The sequence below is a fragment of the Frigoribacterium sp. Leaf44 genome, from assembly GCF_001421865.1.
Classification (GTDB): domain Bacteria; phylum Actinomycetota; class Actinomycetes; order Actinomycetales; family Microbacteriaceae; genus Frigoribacterium.
On record NZ_LMLG01000007.1, the window covers coordinates 1 to 22,121 of the forward strand.

A 22,121-nucleotide genomic window follows, 5' to 3' on the forward strand; every position below is an offset into this window, starting at 1 on the left:
GTGCACGCTGTTGAGTTCTCAAGGACCAAACGCACCCGAAACCCGGCCCGTGAAGACCATCGCCCGAAGCTGTTCTGTAACCTTTTGCACTGACCGACGATGTCGAGTCCGTGCCGAAGTCCCTTGCGGAACGAGCCGTAACTCTACATCACTTTGATCAGTGTTCGCAACTCGCTTGGTCCGAGGCTGTGAAGCAACTCGAGGACTTGGAAGTTGGTCCCGCTTGAGGGCCGGGGAAGCTTCGCTCCGCCGCACCTTTGGGGTGACGAGTGATTACTTTACGCAGCCCCTGACGGGTATGGCCAAACGTGCCGCATCCCGGGCGTGTCGCGGTGACGTCCCGAGCGGGGACGGGGCTGCTACCCCAGGGGCAGCACGAGCACGGCGCCCAGGGACACCGAGGCGATGACGATCCACGAGGCCAGGCCCACGAGGACGGCGCGGCCACCGGTGCGGACGAGGCGCTCGAGGCGGATGCTCGACCCGAGGCCGACGAGCGCGAGCCCGAGCATGACCGACTGGACCGTCCCCGCGGTGGCGAGCAGCGCCTCCGGGACCGGCACCACCGTCCGGACGACGACCGCGACGGCGAAGCCGACGACGAACAACGGCACGATGGGCGGCCGGGTGCCCGCGCCGTCACCCCGTCGGCGGACCACGGTCGACGTGATCGCCACGATCGGCGCGAGCATCAGCACCCGCGTGAGCTTGACGATGACCGCGATCGCGAGCGCGGCCGCTCCGGCGGTCTGCGCCGTGGCGACGACCTGACCGACGTCGTGGACGCTCGCTCCGACCCAGGCTCCGAACTCGAGGTCGGTGAGACCGACCCACCCGCCGACCAGGGGCAGGACGGCGATCGCGAGCGTGCCGAACAAGGTGACGAGGGCCACGGGGGTCGCCGCGTCCTTGCCCCGGTCTCGGGTGACGGCACTCATCGCCCCGATGGCCGACGCCCCGCAGATCGAGAAGCCGGCCGCGAGCAAGAGGGGCTGGTCGCCGGGGAGTCGGGCCCATCGGCCGAGCAGGTAGGTGACGCCGAAGGTGATAGCGAGGATCGCGATCACCACGACGACCGTCACCCACCCGAGACCGGCGACATCGATCAGGCTGAGCTGGAGGCCGAGCAACACGACGCCGATGCGCAACAGTCTCTTGGAGGCGAGGGTCAGTCCGGGCTTCCAGCTGCCGTCGAGCACCGGACGGAGGGGCCGGACCTGGGCGACGGCGATGCCCAGCAGGACGCACCAGGTCAGGACGGGCACCGCCGGCAGCACGAGATGCAGGCCCCACGCCACCCCGTACGCGGCCCCGGCGACGAGGAGCCCCGGCACCGGACGCGCGGGCGAGGGCGTGTCGACGGCGCCGGGGCTCACAGGACGGACCTAGACCCGGTTCTTGGCGGGGTTGATCAGCGAGCCGAGGCCCGAGATCGCGACCTCGACGGTCTGGCCCGACGTGAACGGACCGATGCCGGCGGGCGTGCCGGTCAGGATGACGTCGCCGGGCAGAAGGGTGAACACGTCGGTGACGTACTCGATCAGCTCGGGGATCTTGTGGATCATCTGCATCGTCGACTCACGCTGCATGACCTCGCCGTCGACCCGGGTCTCGATGGTGGCGTCCGCCCAGTCGAACTCGTTCTCGATGTAGGGCCCGAGCGGCAGGAACGTGTCGTAGCCCTTGGCGCGGGTCCACTGGCCGTCGGCGTTCTGCACGTCGCGGGCCGTGACGTCGTTGGCCACGGTGTAGCCGAAGACCACGTCCTGGTAGTCCTCGGCCTTCACGCGCTTGGCGATCGAGCCGATGACGATGGCGAGTTCACCCTCGAAGTCGACCCGGCCGACGTCGGGCGGCAGCTGGATCGAGTCGCCGAAGCCGATGACCGTCGTGTTGGGCTTGAGGAACAGGACGGGCGCCTCGGGCGCGGACTGGCCGAGCTCGTCGGCGTGGTCCTGGTAGTTCAGGCCGACCCCCACGACCTTGGAGCGCGGGATGACCGGCGCCAGCAGTTTGGCCTGACGCAGGGACACCCGCTCGCCCGTCGTCTCGTACCCGCTGTACATCGGGTCACCGGCGAGGACGATGAGCTCGCGCTCGTCGACGATGCCGTAGCGGGGGTCTTCTCCGGGCGTGGCAAAACGGGCGATCTTCACGCGTCGAGCCTAGTCATCCAGCCGTGGACGTCGGGACGCCGGCCGTACTGGATGTCGGTCAGCTCTTCACGCAGTGACATGGTCAGTTCGCCGCCGGACGCGGCAGGCGACCCGATGTGGATGCCCTCACCCTTGAGCTCGGCGATGGGGACGACGACCGCGGCCGTGCCGCAGGCGAAGACCTCGACGATGTCACCGGACTCGACGCCGTCCCGCCACTCGTCGATCGTCACGCGACGGCGTTCGACGCGGTGCCCCCGGGCCTCGGCCAGCTCGAGGATCGAGTCGCGCGTGATGCCCTCGAGGATCGAGTCGCTGTCGGGCGTGACGAGGGTGCCGTCCTTCTTGACGAGCACCACGTTCATGCCGCCGAGTTCTTCGATGTAGTTGCTCTCGGACGAGTCGAGGAAGAGCACCTGCTGGCAGCCGTTCTCGTAGGCCTCTTGCTGGGGAAGCAACGACGACGCGTAGTTGCCGCCGGTCTTGGCGGCACCCGTGCCGCCCTTGCCGGCGCGGGCGTAGTTCGTGGTCAGCCAGATCGAGACGGGAGAGACGCCGCCGCTGAAGTAGGCGCCGGCCGGGCTCGCGATGACGTGGTACGACACCTCGTGCGCGGCCCGGACCCCCAGGAACGCCTCGGTGGCGATCATGAACGGTCGCAGGTAGAGGCTCGTCTCGGGGGCCGACGGCACCCACCCGAGATCGGCCCGGACGAGCTGGCGGACGGACTCGACGAAGTCGTCCGTGCTGAGCTCGGGCAGCGCGAGTCGGCGGGCTGAGCGCTGCAGGCGGCGACCGTTGGCGTCCGGCCGGAACGACCAGACCGAGCCGTCCGCGTGCCGGTAGGCCTTCATGCCCTCGAAGATCTCTTGCGCGTAGTGCAACACCGACGCCGACGGATCGAGCTGCAGCGGACCGTACGGGTGGACGGACGCCGCGTGCCACCCGTCGGCGAGGGTCCACTCGATGGTCACCATGTGGTCGGTGAAGTGCTTGCCGAAGCCGGGGTCGCTGAGGATCGTCTCGCGTTCGGCGTCGTCGCGAGCCGTCTCGGACGGCGTCAGCTCGAACTGCAGCGGGAAGTCGGCCGAGTCGTCGGTCGGGGCGGAGACGTTGTCGGTGGTGGTCATGATGCCCTTCAGGCGGAGGCAGACGGGGACAGGGTGCGCACGCGGTCGGCGATCGCCGTGCCGATCTCGGCCGTGCGGCGGGCGGGGACGGACGCGTCACGCGAGGCGCGGTCGGCGATGTCGGCGTCGACGGCCAGGGTGACGCGGGCCGCCGCGTCGGACAGGCCGAGGTGGTCGAGCAGGAGCGCGACCGAGAGGATCGCCGCCGTCGGGTCGGCCTTCTGCTGACCGGCGATGTCGGGAGCCGAGCCGTGCACGGGCTCGAACATGCTCGGGAAGGCGCCGTCGGGGTTGAGGTTGCCCGAGGCCGCGAGCCCGATGCCGCCGCTGATGGCGCCGGCGAGGTCGGTGAGGATGTCGCCGAAGAGGTTGTCGGTGACGATGACGTCGAATCGGGAGGGGTCGACCACGAGGTGGATGGTGGCCGCGTCGACGTGCTGGTAGTCGACGGCGACGTCGGGGTACTCGGTGGCCACGGCGTCGACGGTGCGCTGCCAGAGGCTGCCCGAGAACACGAGCACGTTGGTCTTGTGCACGAGGGTCAGGCGACCACGACGGCTGCGGGCCTTCTCGAAGGCGAAGCGCACCACGCGCTCGACGCCGTATGCCGTGTTGACGCTGACCTCGTTCGCGATCTCGTGCGGCGTGCCCTGCCGCAGCACGCCTCCGTTGCCGACGTAGGGGCCCTCCGTGCCCTCGCGCACGACGACGAAGTCGACCTCGCCGGGCGCCGAGAGGGGCGAGGCGACGCCGGGATAGACCTTGGTCGGGCGCAGGTTGACGTAGTGGTCGAGGGCGAAGCGCAGCTTCAGCAGCAGGCCGCGCTCGATGATGCCCCCGGCCAGCCGCGGGTCGCGGGGGTCTCCGCCCACCGCGCCGAGCAGGATCGCGTCGTGCGAGGCGACGGCCGACAGGTCGTCGTCGGTGAGGATGTCGCCCGTCTCGAGGTAGCGTGCCGCACCGAGCGAGAACGTCGTGACGTCGAAGGCCGCGTCGTCGCCCGCCGCGACCTCGAGCACCTTGAGCGCCTCGGCGACGACCTCGGGGCCGATGCCGTCTCCGGGGATGGCGGCGAGTCTGACGGTGCGGGGCATGGTTCTCCTGGCGTCTCGGGGGGCTCGCCACACTTTACCCGTGGGCAGGAGGGCCGCGCGGGCCGGGCGGCAGGGTCGGTCCACCCGTGCCGGGGTGGCCCGGCACGGCCCGGGCCTCAGTCGGCCGAGGAGGCGCGGCGGAGGGTCGTGAGCGCGACCACCACCGCGGCGACCATCACCAGTGCCCCGACCCCGGCCGTGGCGACGAGGCCCTGGTCGAAGGCGTCGGTGGCGGCGCGCAGCAGGGGCCCGGCGAGCGACTCGGGCAGCCCGTCGGAGACCGCCACCGCGCCTCCCAGGGTCTCGCGGGCGGCCTCGCCGGCCTCGGCGGGAACGCCGGCGGGGACGACGAGTGCACCCCGGTAGATGGCGGTGAGCATGCTGCCGAGCACCGCGGTGCCGAGCACGGCGCCGACCTCGTAGGCCGTCTCGGACACGGCGGAGGCCGCCCCGGCCCGGTTCGCGGGCACCGCCGCGATGATCAGGTCGTTCGAGATCGTCTCGGCAGCGCCCACGCCCAGACCCACGAAAGCGAAGGCCACGACGAACACGACCACCGGGGCCCCGGCGCCGGTGGCGAAGACCGCCCCGTAGGCCAGCGCGGCGGAGGCGAGGCCGATCGCGACGATGGTGCGCGGGCGCAGCCACCGGACGACCCGCACGACGCCGAGACCGGCGAGGATCATGACGACGAGGCCGGGCACCAGCGTCAGCGCGGCCTGCAACGGCCGCAACCCCACGACGAGCTGCAGGTGCTGGGTCGTGAAGAACAGGAAGGCCACGAGCGCCACCACGGCGAGCAGGTTGACCATGACCGAGCCGGCGAACACCGGGTTCGTGAAGAGCCGCACGTCGAGCAGCGGACGCGGGCGGGCGAGCTGGCGCCTGACGAACAGCCAGCCCGAGCCCACTCCCACCACGGCCAGGGCGGCGACGGGCCAGACGAAGCCGTCGGTCGCGAGCAGCTTGATCGCCGCCACGACCGGCGCCATGGCCGCGAGCGACAGCAGCACCGAGAACGGGTCGGCGGGCCCCGGCGCGGGATCGCGGCTCTCGGTCAGCAGCAGCGGGCCGGCGATCAGCAGGGGGACGAGCACGGGCACCGCGATGAGGAACACCGAACCCCAGGCGAAGTGCTCGAGGAGCACGCCGCCGACGATCGGGCCCAGGGCCGACCCGGCGGCGAAGCCCGAGGCCCAGACGGCGATCGCGAGCCGGCGCTGCTCTCGGTCGAGGAAGGTGCTGCGCAGCAGCGAGAGGGTCGCCGGCATGATCATCGCGCCGAAGAAGCCCAGCACGGCTCGTGCCGTGATGAGCTGCTCGGCGCTCGTGGAGAACGCTGCGAGCACCGAGACGACGGCGAATCCGCTCGCACCGATCAGCAGCAGCTTGCGGCGGCCGAACCGGTCGCCCATCGACCCCATGGCCACGAGCAGGCCGGCGAGGACGAGCGAGTAGACGTCGACGATCCAGAGCTGACCTGCGGCGCTCGGCTGCAGGGCGGTCGAGATCTCGGGCAGCGCGAAGCTCAGCACCGTGTTGTCGACCGAGACGAGCAGCACCGGCAGCATGAGCACGACCAGCGCGGCCCACTGTCGTCGGCCGGCACGCGGCGGGACGCCGGTCGGGGTCGTGGCGGTGACGGTGGCGGGGCGGGTCATGGCGTTCTCTCGCGGTCGGTGGAGCGGCGGGTCGGTCGACGGTGCGCCACCGTCGCGCGTCGGCGGCCCGCCGAGGGCAGGAGGCGCGCGTGCCGACCGTCCGGACGGTACAGTTACACCGTCCAGACGGTACAGTAACAGAATGAGCCCTCGACCGTCAGCCCGGGAATCGATGCTCGACACGTTCGAGACGCTCGTCGTCGACGACGGCGAACGCGCCGCGACCTTCGACGCCGTGGCCGCTGCGGCCGGAGTCTCGAAGGGCGGCCTGCTCTACCACTTCCCCACGCGCGAGGCACTGGTCGACGCCCTCGTCGACCGCCTCACCGCGCTGCTCGACGACGACGTCGCGGCGATGACCAGCGCACCGGAGGGCGTCGTGGACTACTTCGTCCGCACCTCGTCACCCGCGGCCATCCCGGCCGACGACCCGCTCGACCGCTGCATCACCGCCGTCTCGAACCTCGCGTCGAGCGGACGCCACCCCCGGGCGCTCGAGGCCCTCACCGCCATGCAGTCCCGCTGGCACCAGGTCGTGCTCGACGCCGTCGGCGACCCCGCGGTCGCCCGGGTGGTGTCGCTCGTGTCCGACGGGCTCTACTTCACGCCGCGGCCCTTCTCACCGGTGGACTCGGGCGGCGACCCGCGCCACGACACGTCGATCGACGACGTCATCGCCGTGCTGCAGCGGCTCGTGCCGCGACGCTGACCCGCGCCTCCTGCGGCCCGGTCAGACGGCGACGATGCAGGCGGGGCTGCCGAGGGTGAACAGGTCGACGGGAGCGCCGGGCAGACCGGTCGTCTCGTCGAGCGGCAGCACCGAGACGGTGTCGGAGCCCTGGTTGGCACAGTAGAGCAGGCCGTCGGCGATGGCGAAGTGTCGAGGCCAGTCGCCACCACAGGGCACCTGCCCGACCAGGCGGAGCCGCGACGACTCGCCACCGTCGGAGCCACCCTCGGCGTCGACCGAGGTCTCGAGCACGCTGATCGTGTCGCGTCCGCGCGTGGCGACGTAGACCCGCGAGCCGTGCACGGCCAGGTGCGACGGGAGGTCGCCCCGCTCGTTCGGCTCGCCCTCGACGACCGCCACCGAGTACGGGATGACGAGTTCGTCGCCCTGGCGGCGGACGACGTACAGCCGGGCGTCGAGCTCGCCCACGACGAGCAGGTCGTCACCGAGCCAGGCGAGGTGTCGCGGGCCCGAGCCGGCGGGCATCGGGTGGACGGCGACGATCGACGGCTCGAGCGTGACGACGTCGACGGCGACCTCGATCAGCCGGTCGGTGCCCAGGTCGCTGACCAGATGCGTGCCCCACGGCGTCGCGACGACCTGGTGGGCGTGCGGCCCGCCCTGGCGATCGGCGACCGGGCCGGAGCCCGACGGGAGCGCGACGGTCGCGGTGACGCGCGCGGGATCGGTGGCCTCGGAGCTCAACACCCCGAAGGTGCCGCCGACGTAGTTCGCGACGAGCAGGGCGTTCGAGGCCGGGTCGTGCGCGATGTGGCAGGGCGAGGCACCGCCGGACGCGGCGACGCCGGCCTCGACCAGGCGGCCCGCCGCGATCGTGTACGACAGCACACGGCCCTCGTTCGTCTCGGCGACGGCGTGCAACGCCCCCTCGGTGACGACCAGGAACGACGGGTCGTCGGCCTCGACGACCTGCCCGGCCTGCCAGCGCCCGTCGGCCCGCGACCGCTCGAGGACGGTGATGCCGACGCCGTGGCCACCGCTGACCGCGGTGTACGAGCCGACGTAGAGGCGCGTCGGGGCGGACGGGTCGGGGTCGCTCACGCGCGGCCCGCCGTCGGGTCGTCGCCCGCGGCGATGCGCTCGTGGTGGTGGATCACCTCGGCGACGATGAAGTTCAGGAAGGACTCGGCGAAGGCCGGGTCGAGGCGGGCCTCTTCAGCCAGGCGGCGCAGGCGCTGGATCTGCACGCGCTCACGTTCGGGGTCGCTCGCCGGCATGCCCGCCGCCGCCTTGAGCAGGCCGACGGACTGCGTGTACTTGAACCGCTCGGCGAGCATGTGGACGAGGGCGGCGTCGATGTTGTCGATGCTCTGGCGGATGCCCGCGAGTTCGTCGATCGCGCCCTGGTCGGCCGAGCTGAGGGGGCTGTCCGCCCCGAGAGGACTGTCGAGTGCCATGCCCCGACCCTATCGGCGCGCCCGTCGGTGAGACCACCGACGGACCGCCCACGCACGAAGGAGGCGCGTCCCGCTCTCGCAGGACGCGCCTCCTTCAGGCCGGGTCGGCCCGGGTGGGTTCAGTCGACCAGCGTGAGCGTGACCTCGACGTTGCCGCGCGTGGCGTTCGAGTACGGGCACACGTGGTGGGCGGCGTCGGCGAGCTCTTGACGACGCTCGGGGTCGACGTTCGGGGTGTAGATGTCGAGCTCGACCGCGAGGCCGAACCCGCCCTCGCCGTTGCCGCCGATGCCGACGCTCGCCGAGACCTCGGCGTCCTTGGTGTCGACGCCGAGCTTCTTGCCCGCGCCGTGCATGGCGCTGAGGAAGCAGGCGGCGAAGCCCGCGGCGAACAGCTGCTCGGGGTTGGTGCCCTCGCCGGAGCCACCGAGTTCTTTGGGGGGCCGCGTGTCGAAGTCGAGTCGGTCGTCTTCGCTGCGGACGTGGCCGTCACGACCCCCACCGGTGGCGTGGGCGATGGCGGTGTAGGCGATGTCGAGTGTCATGAGGAGAAGACCATACCTAGATTCTGGGAGTTGGCTCGGTGGCGGGTGAGTGTGGTAGCGCGGCTCAGCCCAGCAGGTCGTGACGCTGCACGATGGCGTCCCGGCCCGGGCCCACGCCGATCGCCGAGATGCGGGCGCCGCTCATCGCCTCGACGGCGAGCACGTAGTCCTGCGCGGCCTTCGGCAGGTCGTCGAAGTCGCGGGCCCCGGTGATGTCTTCGGTCCAGCCGGGGAACTCTTCGTAGATGGGCGTGGCGTGGTGGAAGTCGCTCTGCGAGACGGGCACCTCGTCGTGGCGGACGCCGTCGACGTCGTAGGCGACGCAGACCGGGATCGTCTCGAGGCCCGTGAGCACGTCGAGCTTGGTGAGCACGAAGTCGGTCACGCCGTTGATCCGCGCCGTGTAGCGCGCGATCGGGGCGTCGTACCAGCCGCAGCGGCGAGGACGGCCGGTGGTCGTGCCGAACTCGAAGCCGTTGGCCCGGAGGAACTCGCCCGAGGCGTCGAAGAGCTCGGTCGGGAACGGCCCGGCGCCGACCCGGGTCGTGTACGCCTTGACGATGCCGATGACGCGCTCGATCCGGCCCGGCCCGATGCCCGAACCGGTCGAGGCGCCTCCTGCGGTGGCGGACGACGAGGTGACGAACGGGTAGGTGCCGTGGTCGACGTCGAGCATGGTCGCCTGGCCCGCCTCGAAGAGGACGGTCTTGTCGGCCTCGAGCGCCTGGTGGATCTCGAGCGCCGTGTCGGCGACCATCGGCTTGAGTCGCTCGGCGTACGACAGCAGCGACTCGACGACCTCGTCGACCTCGATCGCGCGACGGTTGTAGATCTTGACCAGCAGGTGGTTCTTCTGGTCGAGGGCCGCCTCGACCTTCTGCCGCAGGATGCCCTCGTCGAAGATGTCCTGCACGCGGATGCCGACGCGGTTGATCTTGTCGGCGTAGGTCGGGCCGATGCCCCGACCGGTGGTGCCGATCTGGCGCTTGCCGAGGAAGCGCTCGGTCACCTTGTCGAGGGTGCGGTGGTAGTGCGTGATGACGTGCGCGTTGGCGCTGACCCGCAACCGGGAGACGTCGATGCCGCGCGCGATCAGCGCGTCGAGTTCGTCGAAGAGGACCTCGATGTCGACGACGACGCCGTTGCCGATGACGGGCGTGACGCCCGGCGAGAGGATGCCGGAGGGCAGCAGGTGCAACGCGTACTTCTGGTCGCCGATCACCACGGTGTGGCCGGCGTTGTTGCCGCCGTTGAACTTGACGACGTAGTCGATGCGGCTCGACAACAGGTCGGTGGCCTTGCCCTTGCCCTCGTCGCCCCACTGGGCTCCGATGATCACCACTGCTGGCATGGGTTTCTCCTCATGTCGGGGAACGCACCGGGTGAGGTGCACTTGAGTCTACCGACAGGCTCGTCCGGGCCGCCCGGACGGTCGGGGACCCGTCGAGGCGGCGCGGCGCGAGACCCACGGAACACCCCCGGTGGCCATTTGTGGTCACGTACGACAAAATGTGCCCATGAGTCTCGTCGCCGGGGTCGACTCATCGACCCAGAGTTGCAAAGTCGTCGTCCGTGATCTCTCGACGGGCGAACTCGTCCGGCAGGGGTCGGCAGGGCACCCCGAGGGCACCGAGGTACCCCCGGCCGCCTGGTGGGAGGCACTGCTCGCGGCGATCGCGGACGCCGGCGGACTCGACGACGTCGCCGCGCTCTCGGTCGCCGGTCAGCAGCACGGCCTCGTCGCCCTCGACGCCGAGGGACGCGTCGTGCGCGACGCCCTGCTCTGGAACGACACCCGCAGCGCCCCGGCGGCCCGCGACCTGATCGACGAGCTCGGGGCCGACGAGTGGGCCCGACGCACGGGCTCCGTCCCCGTCGCGTCGTTCACCGCGACCAAGCTGCGCTGGCTGCGCGACGCCGAGCCAGAGAACGCGGCGCGAGTCGCCGCGGTGGCCCTGCCGCACGACTGGCTGACCTGGCGCCTCCTCGGTTTCGGCCCTGCCGACGAGAGCCCGCTCGGGCCCGACCTCGACGCCCTGGTCACCGACCGGTCGGACGCCAGCGGCACCTCGTACTGGAGCCCCACCCACGAGGCGTACGACCTCGACCTGTTCGAGCACGCCTTCGGCCGCGGGGCACGCGAGGCCACCGGCTCCCCCGCGGGCGACGACGACCGCATCGTGTTGCCGCGGGTGCTGCAGGCCGACCGGGCGGCCGGGACGACGGTCGCGGACGGCCCCGTGCCCGCCGGCATCGTGGTCGGGGCCGGTGCGGGCGACAACGCCGGCGCGGCCCTCGGCCTCGACGCCACGGTCGGCGACCTCGTCATCAGCATCGGCACCAGCGGCACGGCCTTCGCCGTCACCGACCGGCCCGTGACCGACCCCAGCGGCACGGTGGCCGGCTTCGCCGACGCCGCGGGCGGCTACCTGCCCCTGATCGCCACGTTGAACGCGGCCCGGGTGCTGTCGTCGATCGGCGGGCTGCTCGGCGTCGACCACGACGAACTGGCCCGCCTGGCCCTCGCGGCCGAGCCGGGCGCCGGTGGCGTCACGCTCGTGCCCTACTTCGAGGGCGAACGCACCCCCGACCTGCCCGACGCCACCGCGACGCTCTCGGGACTGACCCTGGCGAGCTCGACCCGCGAGAACCTGGCCCGCGCCGCCGTCGAGGGCATGTTGTCGGCACTGTCCGACGGTGCCGCCGCGGTCCGCCGTCAGGGCGTCGAGGCGACGCGGGTCCTGCTCATCGGCGGGGCGGCCCTCAACCCGGCCGTGCAAGAAGTCGCGCGGCAGGTGTTCGACCTGCCCGTGGTCGTGCCCGAGCCGGGCGAGTACGTCGCCGACGGTGCGGCACGGCAGGCGGGCTGGGCCCTGTCGGGGACGCGACCGTCCTGGGCTCCGGCGACCAGCGCCTCCTTCGAGGCCGACCTGCGACCCGCCGTCGGCGAGCGCTACCGGGCCGCGCAGGGTCTGGGGTCGCTGCCGAGGCCCTGACGCCGGGGCACGGGGCCCGGGCGACGAAGGAGGCGCGGGTGACGCCACCTAGGATCGGACCATGCCCAGCGACCCGGCCAGCACGCGCACGACCATGGCCGAGGACTACCTCAAGGTCATCTGGAAGGCCGAGGAGTGGGCCGAGGCCGGCAGCGACTCCGGCATCTCGACCAACGAGATCGCCGCCACGCTCGGCGTGAGCGCCTCGACCGTCTCGGGCAACCTGCGCAAGCTCGACCGCGACGGCTACCTCGACTACGAGCCCTACCGGCGCATCGCCCTGAGCGACCAGGGCCGGGCGATCGCCGTGTCGATGGTGCGTCGCCACCGCCTCATCGAGACGTACCTCGTCGAACGACTGGGCTACGGCTGGGACGAGGTGCACGACGAGGCCGAGGTGCTCGAGCACGCGGTCAGCGACCGGTTGCTCGACCGCTTCGACCTCGAGCTCGGACACCCCACGGCCGACCCGCACGGCGACCCGATCCCCTCGGCCGACGGCACGGTCGTGCGGCCTCCCGCCCACCCGCTGGGCGACTTCGTCGAGGGCGAGTGCGGCTTCGTCGTCCGCGTCTCGGACGACGAACCCGAGCTGCTGCGCTACCTCAGCTCGCTCGACCTGCGGGTCGGCGCGCACGTCCGCGTCGGCGAGCGTCGCGACTACGCCGGCTCGCTGCAGGTCGTGCTGACCGACGCGCACGACCGCGCGGTCGGCAGCGTCGAGCTGGCCGGCGTCGCCGCGGCGTCGGTGTGGGCGAACTCCGAACCGCACACGCACGCCTGACGCGGCGGCGAGCAGCCCCTCCGGCACGCCTGCCCGCCTGCCCGCCACGAGGACGACGGCAGGAGGCGCGGGTCGGGTCAGGAGGCGCGGGTCACGGACGCCGGGTCGGCCAGCACGGCCGCGAAGGCCAGTTCGGCGGCACCGATCGTCAGCCGGTCCACGCCGAGCGCGGCTCGGGTGATCCGCACGTCGTCGCGGGCGCCGGGCAGGGACTGACCGCGGACCCGCTCGGCGAGCCGGCCGGGGTCGGCCGCGTGCAGCGATCCGAGGAAGCCGCCGAGCACGATCAGCTCCGGATTGAACGAGTTGACGACGCCCCGCAGAGCGACGGCCAGGAAGTCGATCTGACGCCGCACCTCGACGGCCACGGACGAACCGGGACCGGCACCGGCGAGCGCCGCGTCGAGCTGGTCGGCCTGACCGCGGTCGAGTCCGGTGACGGCGAGCAGGCGCGCCTGCCCGACCTCGGTCTCGAGGCAGCCCACGGCGCCGCAGTGGCAGAGCTGGCCGACCGAGTTGACGAGGGTGTGCCCGATCTCGCCGGCGAAACCACCCACGCCGGTCACCGGGCTGCCGCCGATCAGGACTCCCCCGCCGACACCACTCGCACCGCCGTTCAGGAACACGAGGTCGTCGACGCCCCGCCCGGCTCCGAAGCGCCCCTCGGCGACCGCTCCGAGCGACGCGTCGTTGGCGGCCTGCGTCGGCAACCCCGTCGCCGACGCGACGACCGCCGCGAACGGCTCGTCGATCCAGCCGAGGTGCGGGGCGAGGCGCACCACTCCCCCGTCGGAGCCGACCAGGCCGGGCACCGCGAGACCCACCCCGAGCACCCGCACGTCGGGAGACAGCGCGGTGGTCCGCAGCTCGGCGATCACCTCGGCGGCGAGCGCCGCGGCCTGGGGCGCGCTGGGCACCCCGTCGGTCTCACGGCGGACGCGGTGCTGCACGACGCCGTCGAGCCCCACGGCCCCGACCGTGACGGCGTCGATCTCGGGGTTGACCGCGATCGCGACGACACGGGGACTCGGGGCCACGACGGGGCTGGGACGCCCGACCCGGTTGGTGCCGACCGGGTCGGTCTCGACGACGAGCCCCCGGTCGACGAGTTCGCCCACGAGCGCCGCGATCGTCGACCGGTTGAGCCCGGTCGCCTGCGTGAGGGCCGACCGCGAGGTGGCCCCGTCGGTGTGGACGATGCCGAGCACCGTCGCGAGGTTGTCGCGCCGGACCCGGTCGAACCGAGCACCGAGGTCGGGTGTCGCCTCGGTCTCGCCACCGCCCTGCTGTGTCGTCACGCCCCACCCCTCCGTCGATCGAGGCTACCTCGACCTCGACGAGCGGCGCATCGACGGGGTCGTGACGCCCGTCACGGTGCCGCCCGCCGCCGCCCGGCGTCAGACCTCGTCGACCTGCCAGCCGGTGGCGGCGGTCTCGACCGACACCGCGCCTCCTGACCGCGTGACGACGAAGTCGGCGGACTCGCCACCGGGCGTCGTCACCGTGAGCGAGCGGGTGCCGTCGCCGCCGGGGAACACCTTGAGCACGAGACCGTCGAGGTAGTCGTGGTCGGGGCGGTCGTCCCGCGCACCGACCGGGATCACCGCCCCCTCACGCACGTAGAGCGGCAGGCTCAGCACGTCGTGCACCTCGGTGCGCCAGACGCCGGCGCCCGCGTCGACGACGTCGCCGGTCCACCAGTTCGTCCAGCGTCCGGCCGGCAGGTACACCTCGACGGTGCCGTCGGCCGAGAAGACCGGCGCGACGAGCAGGTCGTCGCCGAGCAGGTACTGCGTGTCGACGTGGGCGGCGCCTCGGTCGTCGGGGAAGGCCAGGGCCATCGGACGCATGACCGGCAGTCCCGAGCGCGACGACTCGAGCCCGGCGGCGTAGAGATAGGGCATGAGGGACAGCTTCAGCTTCGTGAAGCGGCGGGTGACCTCGACGGCCTCGTCGTCGAAGGCCCACGGCACCCGGTACGACGAGCTGCCGTGGAACCGGCTGTGGCTCGACAGCAGACCGAAGGCCGTCCACCGCTTGTAGACCTCGGCGTCGGGAGTCCCCTCGAAGCCGCCGATGTCGTGGCTCCAGAACGAGAAGCCGCTCATCGCCAGGGACAGTCCGCCGCGGAGGGTCTCGGCCATCGACTCGAAGGTCGACGTCGAGTCGCCACCCCAGTGCACGGGAAGCGCCTGACCGCCCGTCGTCGCCGAGCGGGCGAAGACGACGGCGTCGCCCTCGCCGCGCACCTCCTCGAGCACCTCGAAGACCGCCCGGTTGTAGAGCTGCGTGTACCAGTTGTGCATGCGCTCGGGGTCGGAACCGTCGTGCCAGACGACGTCGGTGGGGATGCGCTCGCCGAAGTCGGTCTTGAAGGCGTCGACGCCCTGGGCCTGCAGCCGACGCAGGTGCCCCTGGAACCAGGCCGTCGCCTCGGGGTTCGTGAAGTCGACCAGGCCCATGCCGGCCTGCCAGAGGTCCCACTGCCAGACGCTGCCGTCGGGGTTCCGGACGAGGTAACCGGCCTCGGCCGCCTCGCGGAACAGCGCCGAGCGCTGACCGATGTACGGGTTGATCCAGACGCAGACGCGCAGGTCGCGCTCGTGCAGCCGGGCGAGCATGCCCTCGGGGTCGGGGAACACGCGGGGGTCCCACTCGAAGTCGCACCACTGGAACTCGCGCATCCAGAAGCAGTCGAAGTGGAACACGCTGACCGGCATGTCACGGCGGGCCATCTCGTCGACGAAGCCCGTCACCGTCGCCTCGTCGTAGTCCGTCGTGAACGACGTCGACAGCCACAGGCCGTACGACCAGGCCGGAACGTGAGCCGGGCGGCCGGTCAGCCGCGTGTAGCGGTCGAGCACGTCGGCCGGGGTCGGGCCGGCGATCACCAGGTAGCGCAGGGTCTCGCCCGCGACCGAGAACTGCACCCGTTCGACCGACTCGGAGCCGATCTCGTACGAGACGTGGCCCGGGTGGTCGACGAGGACGCCGTACCCGCGGTTCGTCACGTAGAACGGGACGTTCTTGTAGGCCTGCTCGCTCGACGTGCCGCCGTCGGCGTTCCACACGTCGACCGTCTGGCCGTTCTTGACCAACGGGCCGAACCGCTCGCCGAGGCCGTAGACGAGCTCGCCGACGCCCAACGAGAGTTGCTGCGAGACGTAGCTCGGTGCGAGGACGCGTCCGGTGCCGGCCCGGGCGTTGCCGAGCATCGCCCCGTCGACCTGGGCGTCCGCGGCGACCCGGTGGTAGCCGACCGACTTGTGGCCCGACCGGGTGAGCACGGTGTCGCCGTCGCGGAACGTCAGCTCGAACGGTGCCCCGCGACCGACCGTGGCGGTGAGGCGTCCCGAGGTCAGGGTCGCGCCTCCTTCGCTCGTCTCGACCACCCCCACTCCGGCGGGGCCGCCCTCGGAGCCCACCAGGTCGAACCCGATCTCGTCGCGACCACCGGCGAAGTGGGTGACGTCGACGGCGATGACACCCTCCATCGGTGAACTCAGCGTGATCGTGAGCGTCGGGCGGTTGAGCGTGTCGCCCCGCGAGGCGATCACCTTGGTGGGCGCGGTGACCTCGATCGAGCGTCCGTCCTCCCGGGCCTCGACGTCGTGGGCCTCCTGGGCGAAGAGGGACTCGACCCCCGGTCGGATCTGCCAGAAACCGTCGGTGAACTTCATGTGGAGCCTTTCGGGGTGGAACGCGTCACTTGACCGCGCCGGCCGTGATGCCGCGGGTCAGGGTGCGCTGGAAGATCAGGAAGAAGACGAGCGTGGGGATCAACCCGAGCAGGGCCGACGCGCTCGTCGTGGTGACGTCCATCAGCCGGTCGCCCTGCAGGGCGGTGATGGCGACGGGGACCGTCTGGTTGCCGTTCGAGACCAGGAAGGTGAGCGGGATGAGGAACTCGTTCCAGGTCCAGATGAAGAAGAAGATCGCGAGCACCGACAGGGTCGGCCGGCTGATCGGCACGATGACCCGCCAGAGGATCTGCCACCGGCTCGCCCCGTCGAGCGACGCCGCCTCGAGCACCTCTTTCGGGAACGTGCCGTACACGCTCGAGAGCAGGTAGGTGCCGAAGGCGCTCTGGATCACCGTGAAGATGATGATGACCGCCCAGATGTTGTCGTAGAGGCCCACCTGTTTGAACATGAAGTACAGCGGGTAGAGCAGGGCCTCCTGCGGCAGCATGTTCGCCAGCAGGAACAGCACGATGATCCAGGTGCGGCCGCGCACCCGACCGATGCCGAGCGCGTAGGCGTTGAACACCGAGATGACCACGGCGAACAGGGCCACCAGCCCGGCGATCACGAAGCTGTTCCAGAGCTTGGCGGGGAACTCGACACGGTTCCAGAAGTCCACGAGGCCGTCGAAGTACAGCGACGTCGGCAGGCTGAGCGGCCCTCCGGCCGTGTAGTCGGCGGGCGACTTGAACGAGTTGACGAGGATCAACAGGAACGGCAGGGCGATCAGCACGCCGAAGGCGATCGCCGCGCCGAGGATCAGCCAGTCGGTGGCCGTCTTCTTGCGCCCCCGTTGCCTGGCCTTCGGGAGGCGCGGGCTGGGCACCGCGGGACGGATGCGGTCGTCTTTCACCGGCGGCGCGACGGTCGTGGCCATCAGCGGTCCCTCTCTGCTCGTTCGACCCGGTTCTGAGCCCGGATGAAGAAGATCGTGATGACGACGATGACGAGCGTCAGCGCCGTCGCGATGGTCGCGCCGTAGCCGACCTGCTGGCTCTGGAAGAACTCGCTGTACGCGTAGTAGCTCGGCACGATCGTCGAGTCGCCGGGGCCGCCACGGGTCAGGGCGTAGATCGGCCCGAACACTTTGAGGGCCGCGATCGTGCAGGTCAGCACGACGACGAAGATCTCGGGGCGGATGATGCTCACCGTGATCGCCCGGAACCGCTGGAACCAGCCGGCGCCGTCGAGCTCGGCGGCCTCGTAGAGCTCGGGGTCGACCCGTTGCAGCGCGGCCATGAAGATGACGACGGGATAGCCGAGCTGCACCCAGACCATCACCACCATGATGCTGAGCAGGGCGGTGTCGGGGCTGCCGAGCCAGTTGTGCTGCAGGGCACCGAGCCCCACCGCGTCGAGCACGGTGTTGAGGGCGCCGTTCTCGGGGCGGAGTATCCAGCCGATGACGATCGCGGCGATCGCCACGGGCAGGATCTGCGGCAGGTAGTAGGTCGCCCGCAGGAACGATGCGAGGCGGCCGCCGAACTTGCGGCCGATGAGGTCGAAGAGCATCGCGGCGAGCAGCAGGCCCAGCACCGTGGGGACGACCACCATCGCGATGATCAGGAAGACGCTGTTGAGGAAGGACGTCCAGAACCGGTCGTCGCTCATGAGCTCGCGCCAGTTGTCGAGCCCCGCCCAGGTCGGCGGGCGGATGCCCCGGTAGTCGGTGAAGCTGAGGTAGACGTTCCAGATCAGCGGGACCAGGATCACGACGGTGAACAGGACGAAGCCGGGGATCAGGTACAGCCAGAAGCCCGCGCGGCGGGCTCCGGGCAGGAGGCTCTCCTCCGGCGGGAGGGCCGACGACGTGCGTCGGCCCTCGCGACGGGGGCGCGCCTCCCTGGCACCGGGTCGGGTGTCGAGGGAGGTCACGGCTACTTCCCGGTGATGTCGTCGACGCCGCTCTGGTACTGGTCGCCCAGGGTGGTCAGCATCTCGTCCGGCGTGGTCGTGCCGTTGACGAGCTCCTGGGTGCCGGCGACCAGCTGGTCGTAGAAGGTCGGCGTGGGCCAGTCCGGGTAGAACGCCAGGCCGTCGCGGTCGAGCAGGGTGTTGAAGTTCGCGATGAGTTCCTGGCTCTTCGGATCGGTGATGTCGGCGGGGTCGGCCTTCACCGGCACGCCGCCGTTGTTGCCGATGAGGTTCTGGATCTCGGGGCGCATCGTGATGTCGATGAACTCGTACGCGAGGTCCTTGTTGGCCGCGTTCTCGGGGACGACCCAGAGGTTGCCACCCGACCCCGGTGCCATGTCGCTGCCGGGGAACAGGAAGGTGCCCCAGTCGAAGGTCGCCTCGTCGGCGACCCGCCCGGCCCACCAGCTGCCGGAGACCATGATCGGCGCCCCGCCGCTCATGAAGGTCGTGCCCATGTCTTCCGCCTTGATGCCGGTGACGTCCTTCGAGATCCAGCCGTTGTCGACGTACTCCTTCAGCTTGTCGGCGGCGTAGGTCAGCTCAGGGCCCTGCCAGTCGACGTCACCCTCGTAGAGCTGGTAGTCGTCGACGAACGAGCGGTCGGCCTTCGAGAGGGCCAGCTGGTAGAACAACTGCCCGAGCGGGTACTCGCCACCGGCCTCGGCGAGCGGCGTGATGCCGGCGTCGGCGAAGGTCTGCAGGGCTGCCTCGAACTCGTCGTACGTCGTGGGCACCGCGATGCCCTGCTCGGCGAAGGCGTCCTTGTTGTAGTACACCTCGACGTACTCGCCGTAGTTCGGGATGCCATACCAGCTGCCCGAGCCCATGACGCCCTTCTCGTCGTACTTCGAGGTCGTGGCGATCGACGGGGCGAGGTCGTCGTCCCAGCCGTACTCGTCGACGGCGTCGTCGAGGTTCGCGAGCAGCCCCTGGCTCGCGAGCAGGCCCGCCGTGGCGTTGCCCTTGTTGTATTCGAGGATGTCGGGCGCCTCGTTCGAGTTGAGCACCTGGCTGGCGGTCGAGCGGATCTGCTCGAAGCTCTTCTCCTCGAATTCGACCTTCGCACCGGTCTCTTCCTCGAAGGTCTTGATGGCCTGGTCCCAGGCGATGCCCATCGCGCTGGTCTCGCTCTCGAAGTGCCAGAGCTTCAGCACGTTGGGGTCGGAGGACCCTCCGCTGCCGGCCGAGCAGCCGGTCAGCAGGGCCGCGGTGGCCGCGAGGGCCGTCCCGACGGCGACGATGCGTCGTTTCTTCATGTGTCTACCTCCTCGTAGAAGCCCCCTGCCGGCCGTCGAAGCGTTTCGACGATCGGCGTGGAGCGATGTGTTCTGTCCGTCGGATGACGGTGGTGCGGTGCTGCGTTGTTGCGGTGGTGCGGTCGGTGGACGTTCAGGAGGCGCGGGTCGGCCCGGAGACCGAGCCCTTCGCCAGATAGGTGGGTGCGATCAACTCGACGCCCGTGTCGAGACGGCCGTCGATCCGCTCGAAGGCGGCCTCGACCGCCCGGGAGCACATCTCGTCGATCGGCAGCGGGATGGTGTCGAGGGCCGGCTCGAACTCGTCGGCGGGGTAGCTGGCACAGGCCGCCAGCACCGAGAGGTCGCGGGGGATCTCGAGCCCGAGGCGGCGGACGCGCTGGAGGACGGCCTCGGCGGTGGGCTCGCTGCAGTGCAGCACGAGCGCGGTCATGCCGGGCAGCCTCTCGCGGAGGTCGTCGAACGCCCGGACGGCCGACGCCCGCCCGAGGTCCGCCGCCACGGTCAGCGTCTCGACGCCGCGGCTGTCGGCCCGGCCCGCGAAGGCCTCGTCGAAACGGCGGATGAAGCCGGTGTCGCGCTCGCCGTAGGAGGCCGGGTGACCGATGACGCCGATCGTCCGGTGCCCGGCGTCGGCCAGACGGTCGACGCTCTCGGCGGCTGCGGCCGCGAAGTCGAGGTCGATGCAGGCGAGGTCGTCGACGCCCTGCGGGATGCCGATGAACCCGGCCGGCAGGTCGAGTTCGCGCACGAGGTCGACGCGCTCGTCGACGGTCGCGACGCCGATCGCGACGACGCCGTCGACGAGCGAGCTCGAGGCCACGCGCCGGATGCCGGACACCTCGTCGTCGGTGGCGAGGAGCAACACGTCGTAGTCCCGACGACGGGCCGCCTCGACGACGGCGGTGACGAACCGCATCTGGGTGGGCTGGTGGTTGTCGGGCCGGATCGGCGCGCTGAGCGCCAGGATGTTGGTCCGGGCACCGGCGAGCATGCGGGCTCCGGCATGGGGTCGGTAGCCGAGCCGCTCGACGGCGTCGGTGACCCGCTGCCGGGTCGACGCCGCGATCGACCGTTTGCCGGACAGGGCGTACGAGACCGTCGAGATCGACACACCGGCGGCCTGGGCCACGTCGTGGATCGTCGTCATGATGACCTCGCTGTCGGATGTCGAACGGATGCGGAAGCGCTTCGACCGCCGCGGGTCGAGACACTACGACAGCCGCGACGCGGCGCGCAAGTCTTTTGTGGGAGCCCGCGACAAATGACCAGCGCCCCTTCCGATCGACGCGACGACCGGATATGTTGAGTCTCACAACATTCGCGCAGGGGCGGGATCGCCCCACGTGACCGCCCGCTCGACCCTGGAAGGGACACCGATGTCCACCACCCCCACCCGCGAAGACAAGTTCTCGTTCGGCCTCTGGACGATCGGCTACAACGGCTCGGACCCGTTCGGCGGCCCGACCCGCCCGCAGCTCGACGTCGTCGAGGCCGTCGAGAACCTCGACCGTCTCGGCGCCTACGGACTGACCTTCCACGACGACGACCTGTTCGCCTTCGGCTCGACCGACGCCGAGCGCCAGAAGCAGATCGACCGCCTCAAGGGCGCACTCGACGCGACCGGCATCGTCGTGCCCATGGTCACCACGAACCTCTTCAGCGCACCCGTCTTCAAGGACGGCGGCTTCACCTCGAACGACCGCGGCGTCCGTCGTTTCGCCTTGCGCAAGGTGCTGCGCAACATCGACCTCGCCGCCGAGCTCGGCGCGAAGACCTTCGTCATGTGGGGCGGCCGTGAGGGCGCCGAGTACGACAGCGCCAAGGACGTGCAGGCCGCCCTCTCGCGCTACAAGGAGGGCGTCGACATGCTCTCGCAGTACGTGCTCGACAAGGGTTACGACCTGCGCTTCGCGATCGAGCCCAAGCCCAACGAGCCCCGCGGCGACATCCTGCTGCCGACCCTCGGGCACGCCATCGCGTTCATCGAGACGCTCGAGCACCCCGAGATGGCCGGCGTGAACCCCGAGGTCGGTCACGAGCAGATGGCCGGGCTGAACTTCACGGCCGGCATCGCCCAGGCGCTGTACCAGGGCAAGCTGTTCCACATCGACCTCAACGGTCAGCGCGGCATCAAGTACGACCAGGACCTCGTGTTCGGCCACGGAGACCTGCAGAACGCCTTCTCGCTCGTCGACCTGCTCGAGCACGGCTCGCCCCAGGGCGGGCCGACCTACGACGGCCCGCGCCACTTCGACTACAAGCCCTCGCGCACCGAGACGATCGACGGCGTGTGGGAGTCCGCGGCCGCCAACATGCGGATGTACCTGCTCCTCAAGGAGCGCGCGCAGGCGTTCCGCGCCGACCCCGAGGTGCAGGAGGCCCTGGTCGCCAGCCAGGTCGCCGAACTCTCGGTGAACACCCTCGCCGACGGCGAAGGCTACGAGCAGTTGCTCGCCGACCGCGCCTCCTACGAGGACTTCGACGCCGACGCCCACTTCGGCGGACACGGCTACGGCTTCGTGCGCCTGCAGCAGCTCGCCCTCGAGCACCTGATGGGCGCTCGCTAGACGGCCACCCTCCGAACGGTGGCGACTCGCCGCTCACGCCAGGACGTGAGCGGCGAGTCGTGTCCTCTCGGGCAGGTCCCGTCGTGCGCTACCGTGCAGGAGCACCCCGCCCGACCGAACG

Annotated in this window: 19 protein-coding genes; 4 read left to right on the forward strand and 15 right to left on the reverse strand. The window is 71.0% G+C overall.

Annotation, left to right across the window (positions count from 1 at the left end; translation table 11 throughout):
* Positions 1-359: 359 nt before the first annotated feature.
* The 5 genes from ASE87_RS14220 to ASE87_RS14240 form a co-directional block, all read right to left on the reverse strand.
* Positions 360-1,376, reverse strand: coding sequence for a YeiH family protein (locus ASE87_RS14220; protein WP_056229757.1), 1,017 nt, complete (start codon positions 1,374-1,376; stop codon positions 360-362).
* A gap of 9 nt (positions 1,377-1,385) precedes the next feature.
* Positions 1,386-2,156 (reverse strand): fumarylacetoacetate hydrolase family protein, encoded by a 771-nt coding sequence (locus ASE87_RS14225; RefSeq protein ID WP_043593169.1) that lies wholly within the window; start codon positions 2,154-2,156, stop codon positions 1,386-1,388.
* Positions 2,153-3,286 carry a branched-chain amino acid aminotransferase gene (locus tag ASE87_RS14230; protein WP_054146213.1) on the reverse strand — a complete coding sequence of 378 codons (1,134 nt, stop codon included), beginning with the start codon at positions 3,284-3,286 and terminating at the stop codon, positions 2,153-2,155. The genes ASE87_RS14225 and ASE87_RS14230 overlap by 4 nt, the downstream gene beginning before the upstream one ends.
* An 8-nt stretch (positions 3,287-3,294) precedes the next feature.
* Positions 3,295-4,380: a 3-isopropylmalate dehydrogenase gene (locus ASE87_RS14235; RefSeq protein WP_056229759.1), complete on the reverse strand. Its 1,086-nt coding sequence runs from the start codon at positions 4,378-4,380 to the stop codon at positions 3,295-3,297.
* A gap of 116 nt (positions 4,381-4,496) precedes the next feature.
* Positions 4,497-6,041, reverse strand: coding sequence for an MFS transporter (locus ASE87_RS14240; RefSeq protein ID WP_056229761.1), 1,545 nt, complete (start codon positions 6,039-6,041; stop codon positions 4,497-4,499).
* Positions 6,042-6,183: 142 nt separating this feature from the next.
* Between ASE87_RS14240 and ASE87_RS14245 the strand changes: the two genes are divergently transcribed.
* Entirely contained in the window at positions 6,184-6,750 is a 567-nt protein-coding gene (locus tag ASE87_RS14245) for a TetR/AcrR family transcriptional regulator (RefSeq protein ID WP_043593162.1), read from the forward strand.
* A 21-nt stretch (positions 6,751-6,771) separates the two neighbouring features.
* Here ASE87_RS14245 and ASE87_RS14250 read toward each other — a convergent pair whose 3' ends face one another.
* The 4 genes from ASE87_RS14250 to ASE87_RS14265 all read right to left on the reverse strand — a co-directional run bounded on the left by ASE87_RS14250 (position 6,772) and on the right by ASE87_RS14265 (position 10,085).
* The gene (locus ASE87_RS14250) at positions 6,772-7,833 is read right to left on the reverse strand and encodes a beta-propeller fold lactonase family protein (protein WP_056229765.1); all 1,062 of its coding nucleotides are present in this window, start codon (positions 7,831-7,833) and stop codon (positions 6,772-6,774) included.
* Positions 7,830-8,189, reverse strand: coding sequence for a chorismate mutase (locus ASE87_RS14255; RefSeq protein ID WP_082452693.1), 360 nt, complete (start codon positions 8,187-8,189; stop codon positions 7,830-7,832). The genes ASE87_RS14250 and ASE87_RS14255 overlap by 4 nt, the downstream gene beginning before the upstream one ends.
* Positions 8,190-8,308: 119 nt before the next feature.
* Positions 8,309-8,734, reverse strand: a complete 426-nt coding sequence (locus ASE87_RS14260) for an organic hydroperoxide resistance protein (protein WP_043593160.1) — start codon at positions 8,732-8,734, stop codon at positions 8,309-8,311.
* Positions 8,735-8,798: 64 nt separating this feature from the next.
* A complete protein-coding gene (locus tag ASE87_RS14265; protein ID WP_043593159.1) occupies positions 8,799-10,085 on the reverse strand; it encodes an adenylosuccinate synthase in 1,287 nt (428 codons plus the stop codon).
* A 166-nt stretch (positions 10,086-10,251) separates the two neighbouring features.
* Here ASE87_RS14265 and ASE87_RS14270 point away from each other — a divergent pair, with 166 nt between their 5' ends.
* Both ASE87_RS14270 and ASE87_RS14275 read left to right on the forward strand, forming a co-directional pair.
* Positions 10,252-11,730, forward strand: a complete 1,479-nt coding sequence (locus tag ASE87_RS14270) for a xylulokinase (RefSeq protein ID WP_056229767.1) — start codon at positions 10,252-10,254, stop codon at positions 11,728-11,730.
* 61 nt (positions 11,731-11,791) lie between these two features.
* Positions 11,792-12,514 (forward strand): metal-dependent transcriptional regulator, encoded by a 723-nt coding sequence (locus ASE87_RS14275; RefSeq protein ID WP_043593155.1) that lies wholly within the window; start codon positions 11,792-11,794, stop codon positions 12,512-12,514.
* A 77-nt stretch (positions 12,515-12,591) separates the two neighbouring features.
* Here the strand turns inward: ASE87_RS14275 and ASE87_RS14280 are convergent, their stop codons facing one another.
* The 6 genes from ASE87_RS14280 to ASE87_RS14305 form a co-directional block, all read right to left on the reverse strand.
* On the reverse strand, positions 12,592-13,812 hold the full coding sequence (locus ASE87_RS14280) for an ROK family transcriptional regulator (RefSeq protein WP_056229770.1): 1,221 nt from the start codon (positions 13,810-13,812) through the stop codon (positions 12,592-12,594).
* A 99-nt stretch (positions 13,813-13,911) separates the two neighbouring features.
* The gene (yicI, locus tag ASE87_RS14285; RefSeq protein ID WP_056229772.1) at positions 13,912-16,194 is read right to left on the reverse strand and encodes an alpha-xylosidase; all 2,283 of its coding nucleotides are present in this window, start codon (positions 16,192-16,194) and stop codon (positions 13,912-13,914) included.
* A gap of 25 nt (positions 16,195-16,219) precedes the next feature.
* Positions 16,220-17,134 carry a carbohydrate ABC transporter permease gene (locus ASE87_RS14290; protein WP_056229774.1) on the reverse strand — a complete coding sequence of 305 codons (915 nt, stop codon included), beginning with the start codon at positions 17,132-17,134 and terminating at the stop codon, positions 16,220-16,222.
* Positions 17,134-18,132, reverse strand: coding sequence for a carbohydrate ABC transporter permease (locus ASE87_RS14295; RefSeq protein ID WP_082059778.1), 999 nt, complete (start codon positions 18,130-18,132; stop codon positions 17,134-17,136). Before ASE87_RS14295 ends, ASE87_RS14290 begins: the two co-directional genes overlap by 1 nt.
* 2 nt (positions 18,133-18,134) lie before the next feature.
* A complete protein-coding gene (locus ASE87_RS14300) occupies positions 18,135-19,430 on the reverse strand; it encodes an ABC transporter substrate-binding protein (RefSeq protein ID WP_043593148.1) in 1,296 nt (431 codons plus the stop codon).
* Positions 19,431-19,563: 133 nt separating this feature from the next.
* On the reverse strand, positions 19,564-20,580 hold the full coding sequence (locus tag ASE87_RS14305) for a LacI family DNA-binding transcriptional regulator (RefSeq protein WP_056229777.1): 1,017 nt from the start codon (positions 20,578-20,580) through the stop codon (positions 19,564-19,566).
* A 229-nt stretch (positions 20,581-20,809) separates the two neighbouring features.
* On the opposite strand from ASE87_RS14305, the gene xylA reads away from it, so the two are divergent.
* Entirely contained in the window at positions 20,810-22,000 is a 1,191-nt protein-coding gene (xylA, locus tag ASE87_RS14310) for a xylose isomerase (RefSeq protein WP_043593145.1), read from the forward strand.
* Positions 22,001-22,121 lie beyond the last annotated feature (121 nt).

What these genes read in the sequence shown, in the direction of transcription:
- ASE87_RS14230 (WP_054146213.1), bottom strand. Translation starts at nt 3,286, where the DNA reads ATGACCACCACCGACAACGTCTCCGCCCCGACCGACGACTCGGCCGAC.
- ASE87_RS14235 (WP_056229759.1), bottom strand. Translation starts at nt 4,380, where the DNA reads ATGCCCCGCACCGTCAGACTCGCCGCCATCCCCGGAGACGGCATCGGC.
- ASE87_RS14240 (WP_056229761.1), bottom strand. Translation starts at nt 6,041, where the DNA reads ATGACCCGCCCCGCCACCGTCACCGCCACGACCCCGACCGGCGTCCCG.
- ASE87_RS14245 (WP_043593162.1), top strand. Translation starts at nt 6,184, where the DNA reads ATGAGCCCTCGACCGTCAGCCCGGGAATCGATGCTCGACACGTTCGAG.
- ASE87_RS14255 (WP_082452693.1), bottom strand. Translation starts at nt 8,189, where the DNA reads ATGGCACTCGACAGTCCTCTCGGGGCGGACAGCCCCCTCAGCTCGGCC.
- ASE87_RS14260 (WP_043593160.1), bottom strand. Translation starts at nt 8,734, where the DNA reads ATGACACTCGACATCGCCTACACCGCCATCGCCCACGCCACCGGTGGG.
- ASE87_RS14265 (WP_043593159.1), bottom strand. Translation starts at nt 10,085, where the DNA reads ATGCCAGCAGTGGTGATCATCGGAGCCCAGTGGGGCGACGAGGGCAAG.
- ASE87_RS14270 (WP_056229767.1), top strand. Translation starts at nt 10,252, where the DNA reads ATGAGTCTCGTCGCCGGGGTCGACTCATCGACCCAGAGTTGCAAAGTC.
- ASE87_RS14275 (WP_043593155.1), top strand. Translation starts at nt 11,792, where the DNA reads ATGCCCAGCGACCCGGCCAGCACGCGCACGACCATGGCCGAGGACTAC.
- yicI (WP_056229772.1), bottom strand. Translation starts at nt 16,194, where the DNA reads ATGAAGTTCACCGACGGTTTCTGGCAGATCCGACCGGGGGTCGAGTCC.
- ASE87_RS14290 (WP_056229774.1), bottom strand. Translation starts at nt 17,134, where the DNA reads ATGGCCACGACCGTCGCGCCGCCGGTGAAAGACGACCGCATCCGTCCC.
- ASE87_RS14300 (WP_043593148.1), bottom strand. Translation starts at nt 19,430, where the DNA reads ATGAAGAAACGACGCATCGTCGCCGTCGGGACGGCCCTCGCGGCCACC.
- ASE87_RS14305 (WP_056229777.1), bottom strand. Translation starts at nt 20,580, where the DNA reads ATGACGACGATCCACGACGTGGCCCAGGCCGCCGGTGTGTCGATCTCG.
- xylA (WP_043593145.1), top strand. Translation starts at nt 20,810, where the DNA reads ATGTCCACCACCCCCACCCGCGAAGACAAGTTCTCGTTCGGCCTCTGG.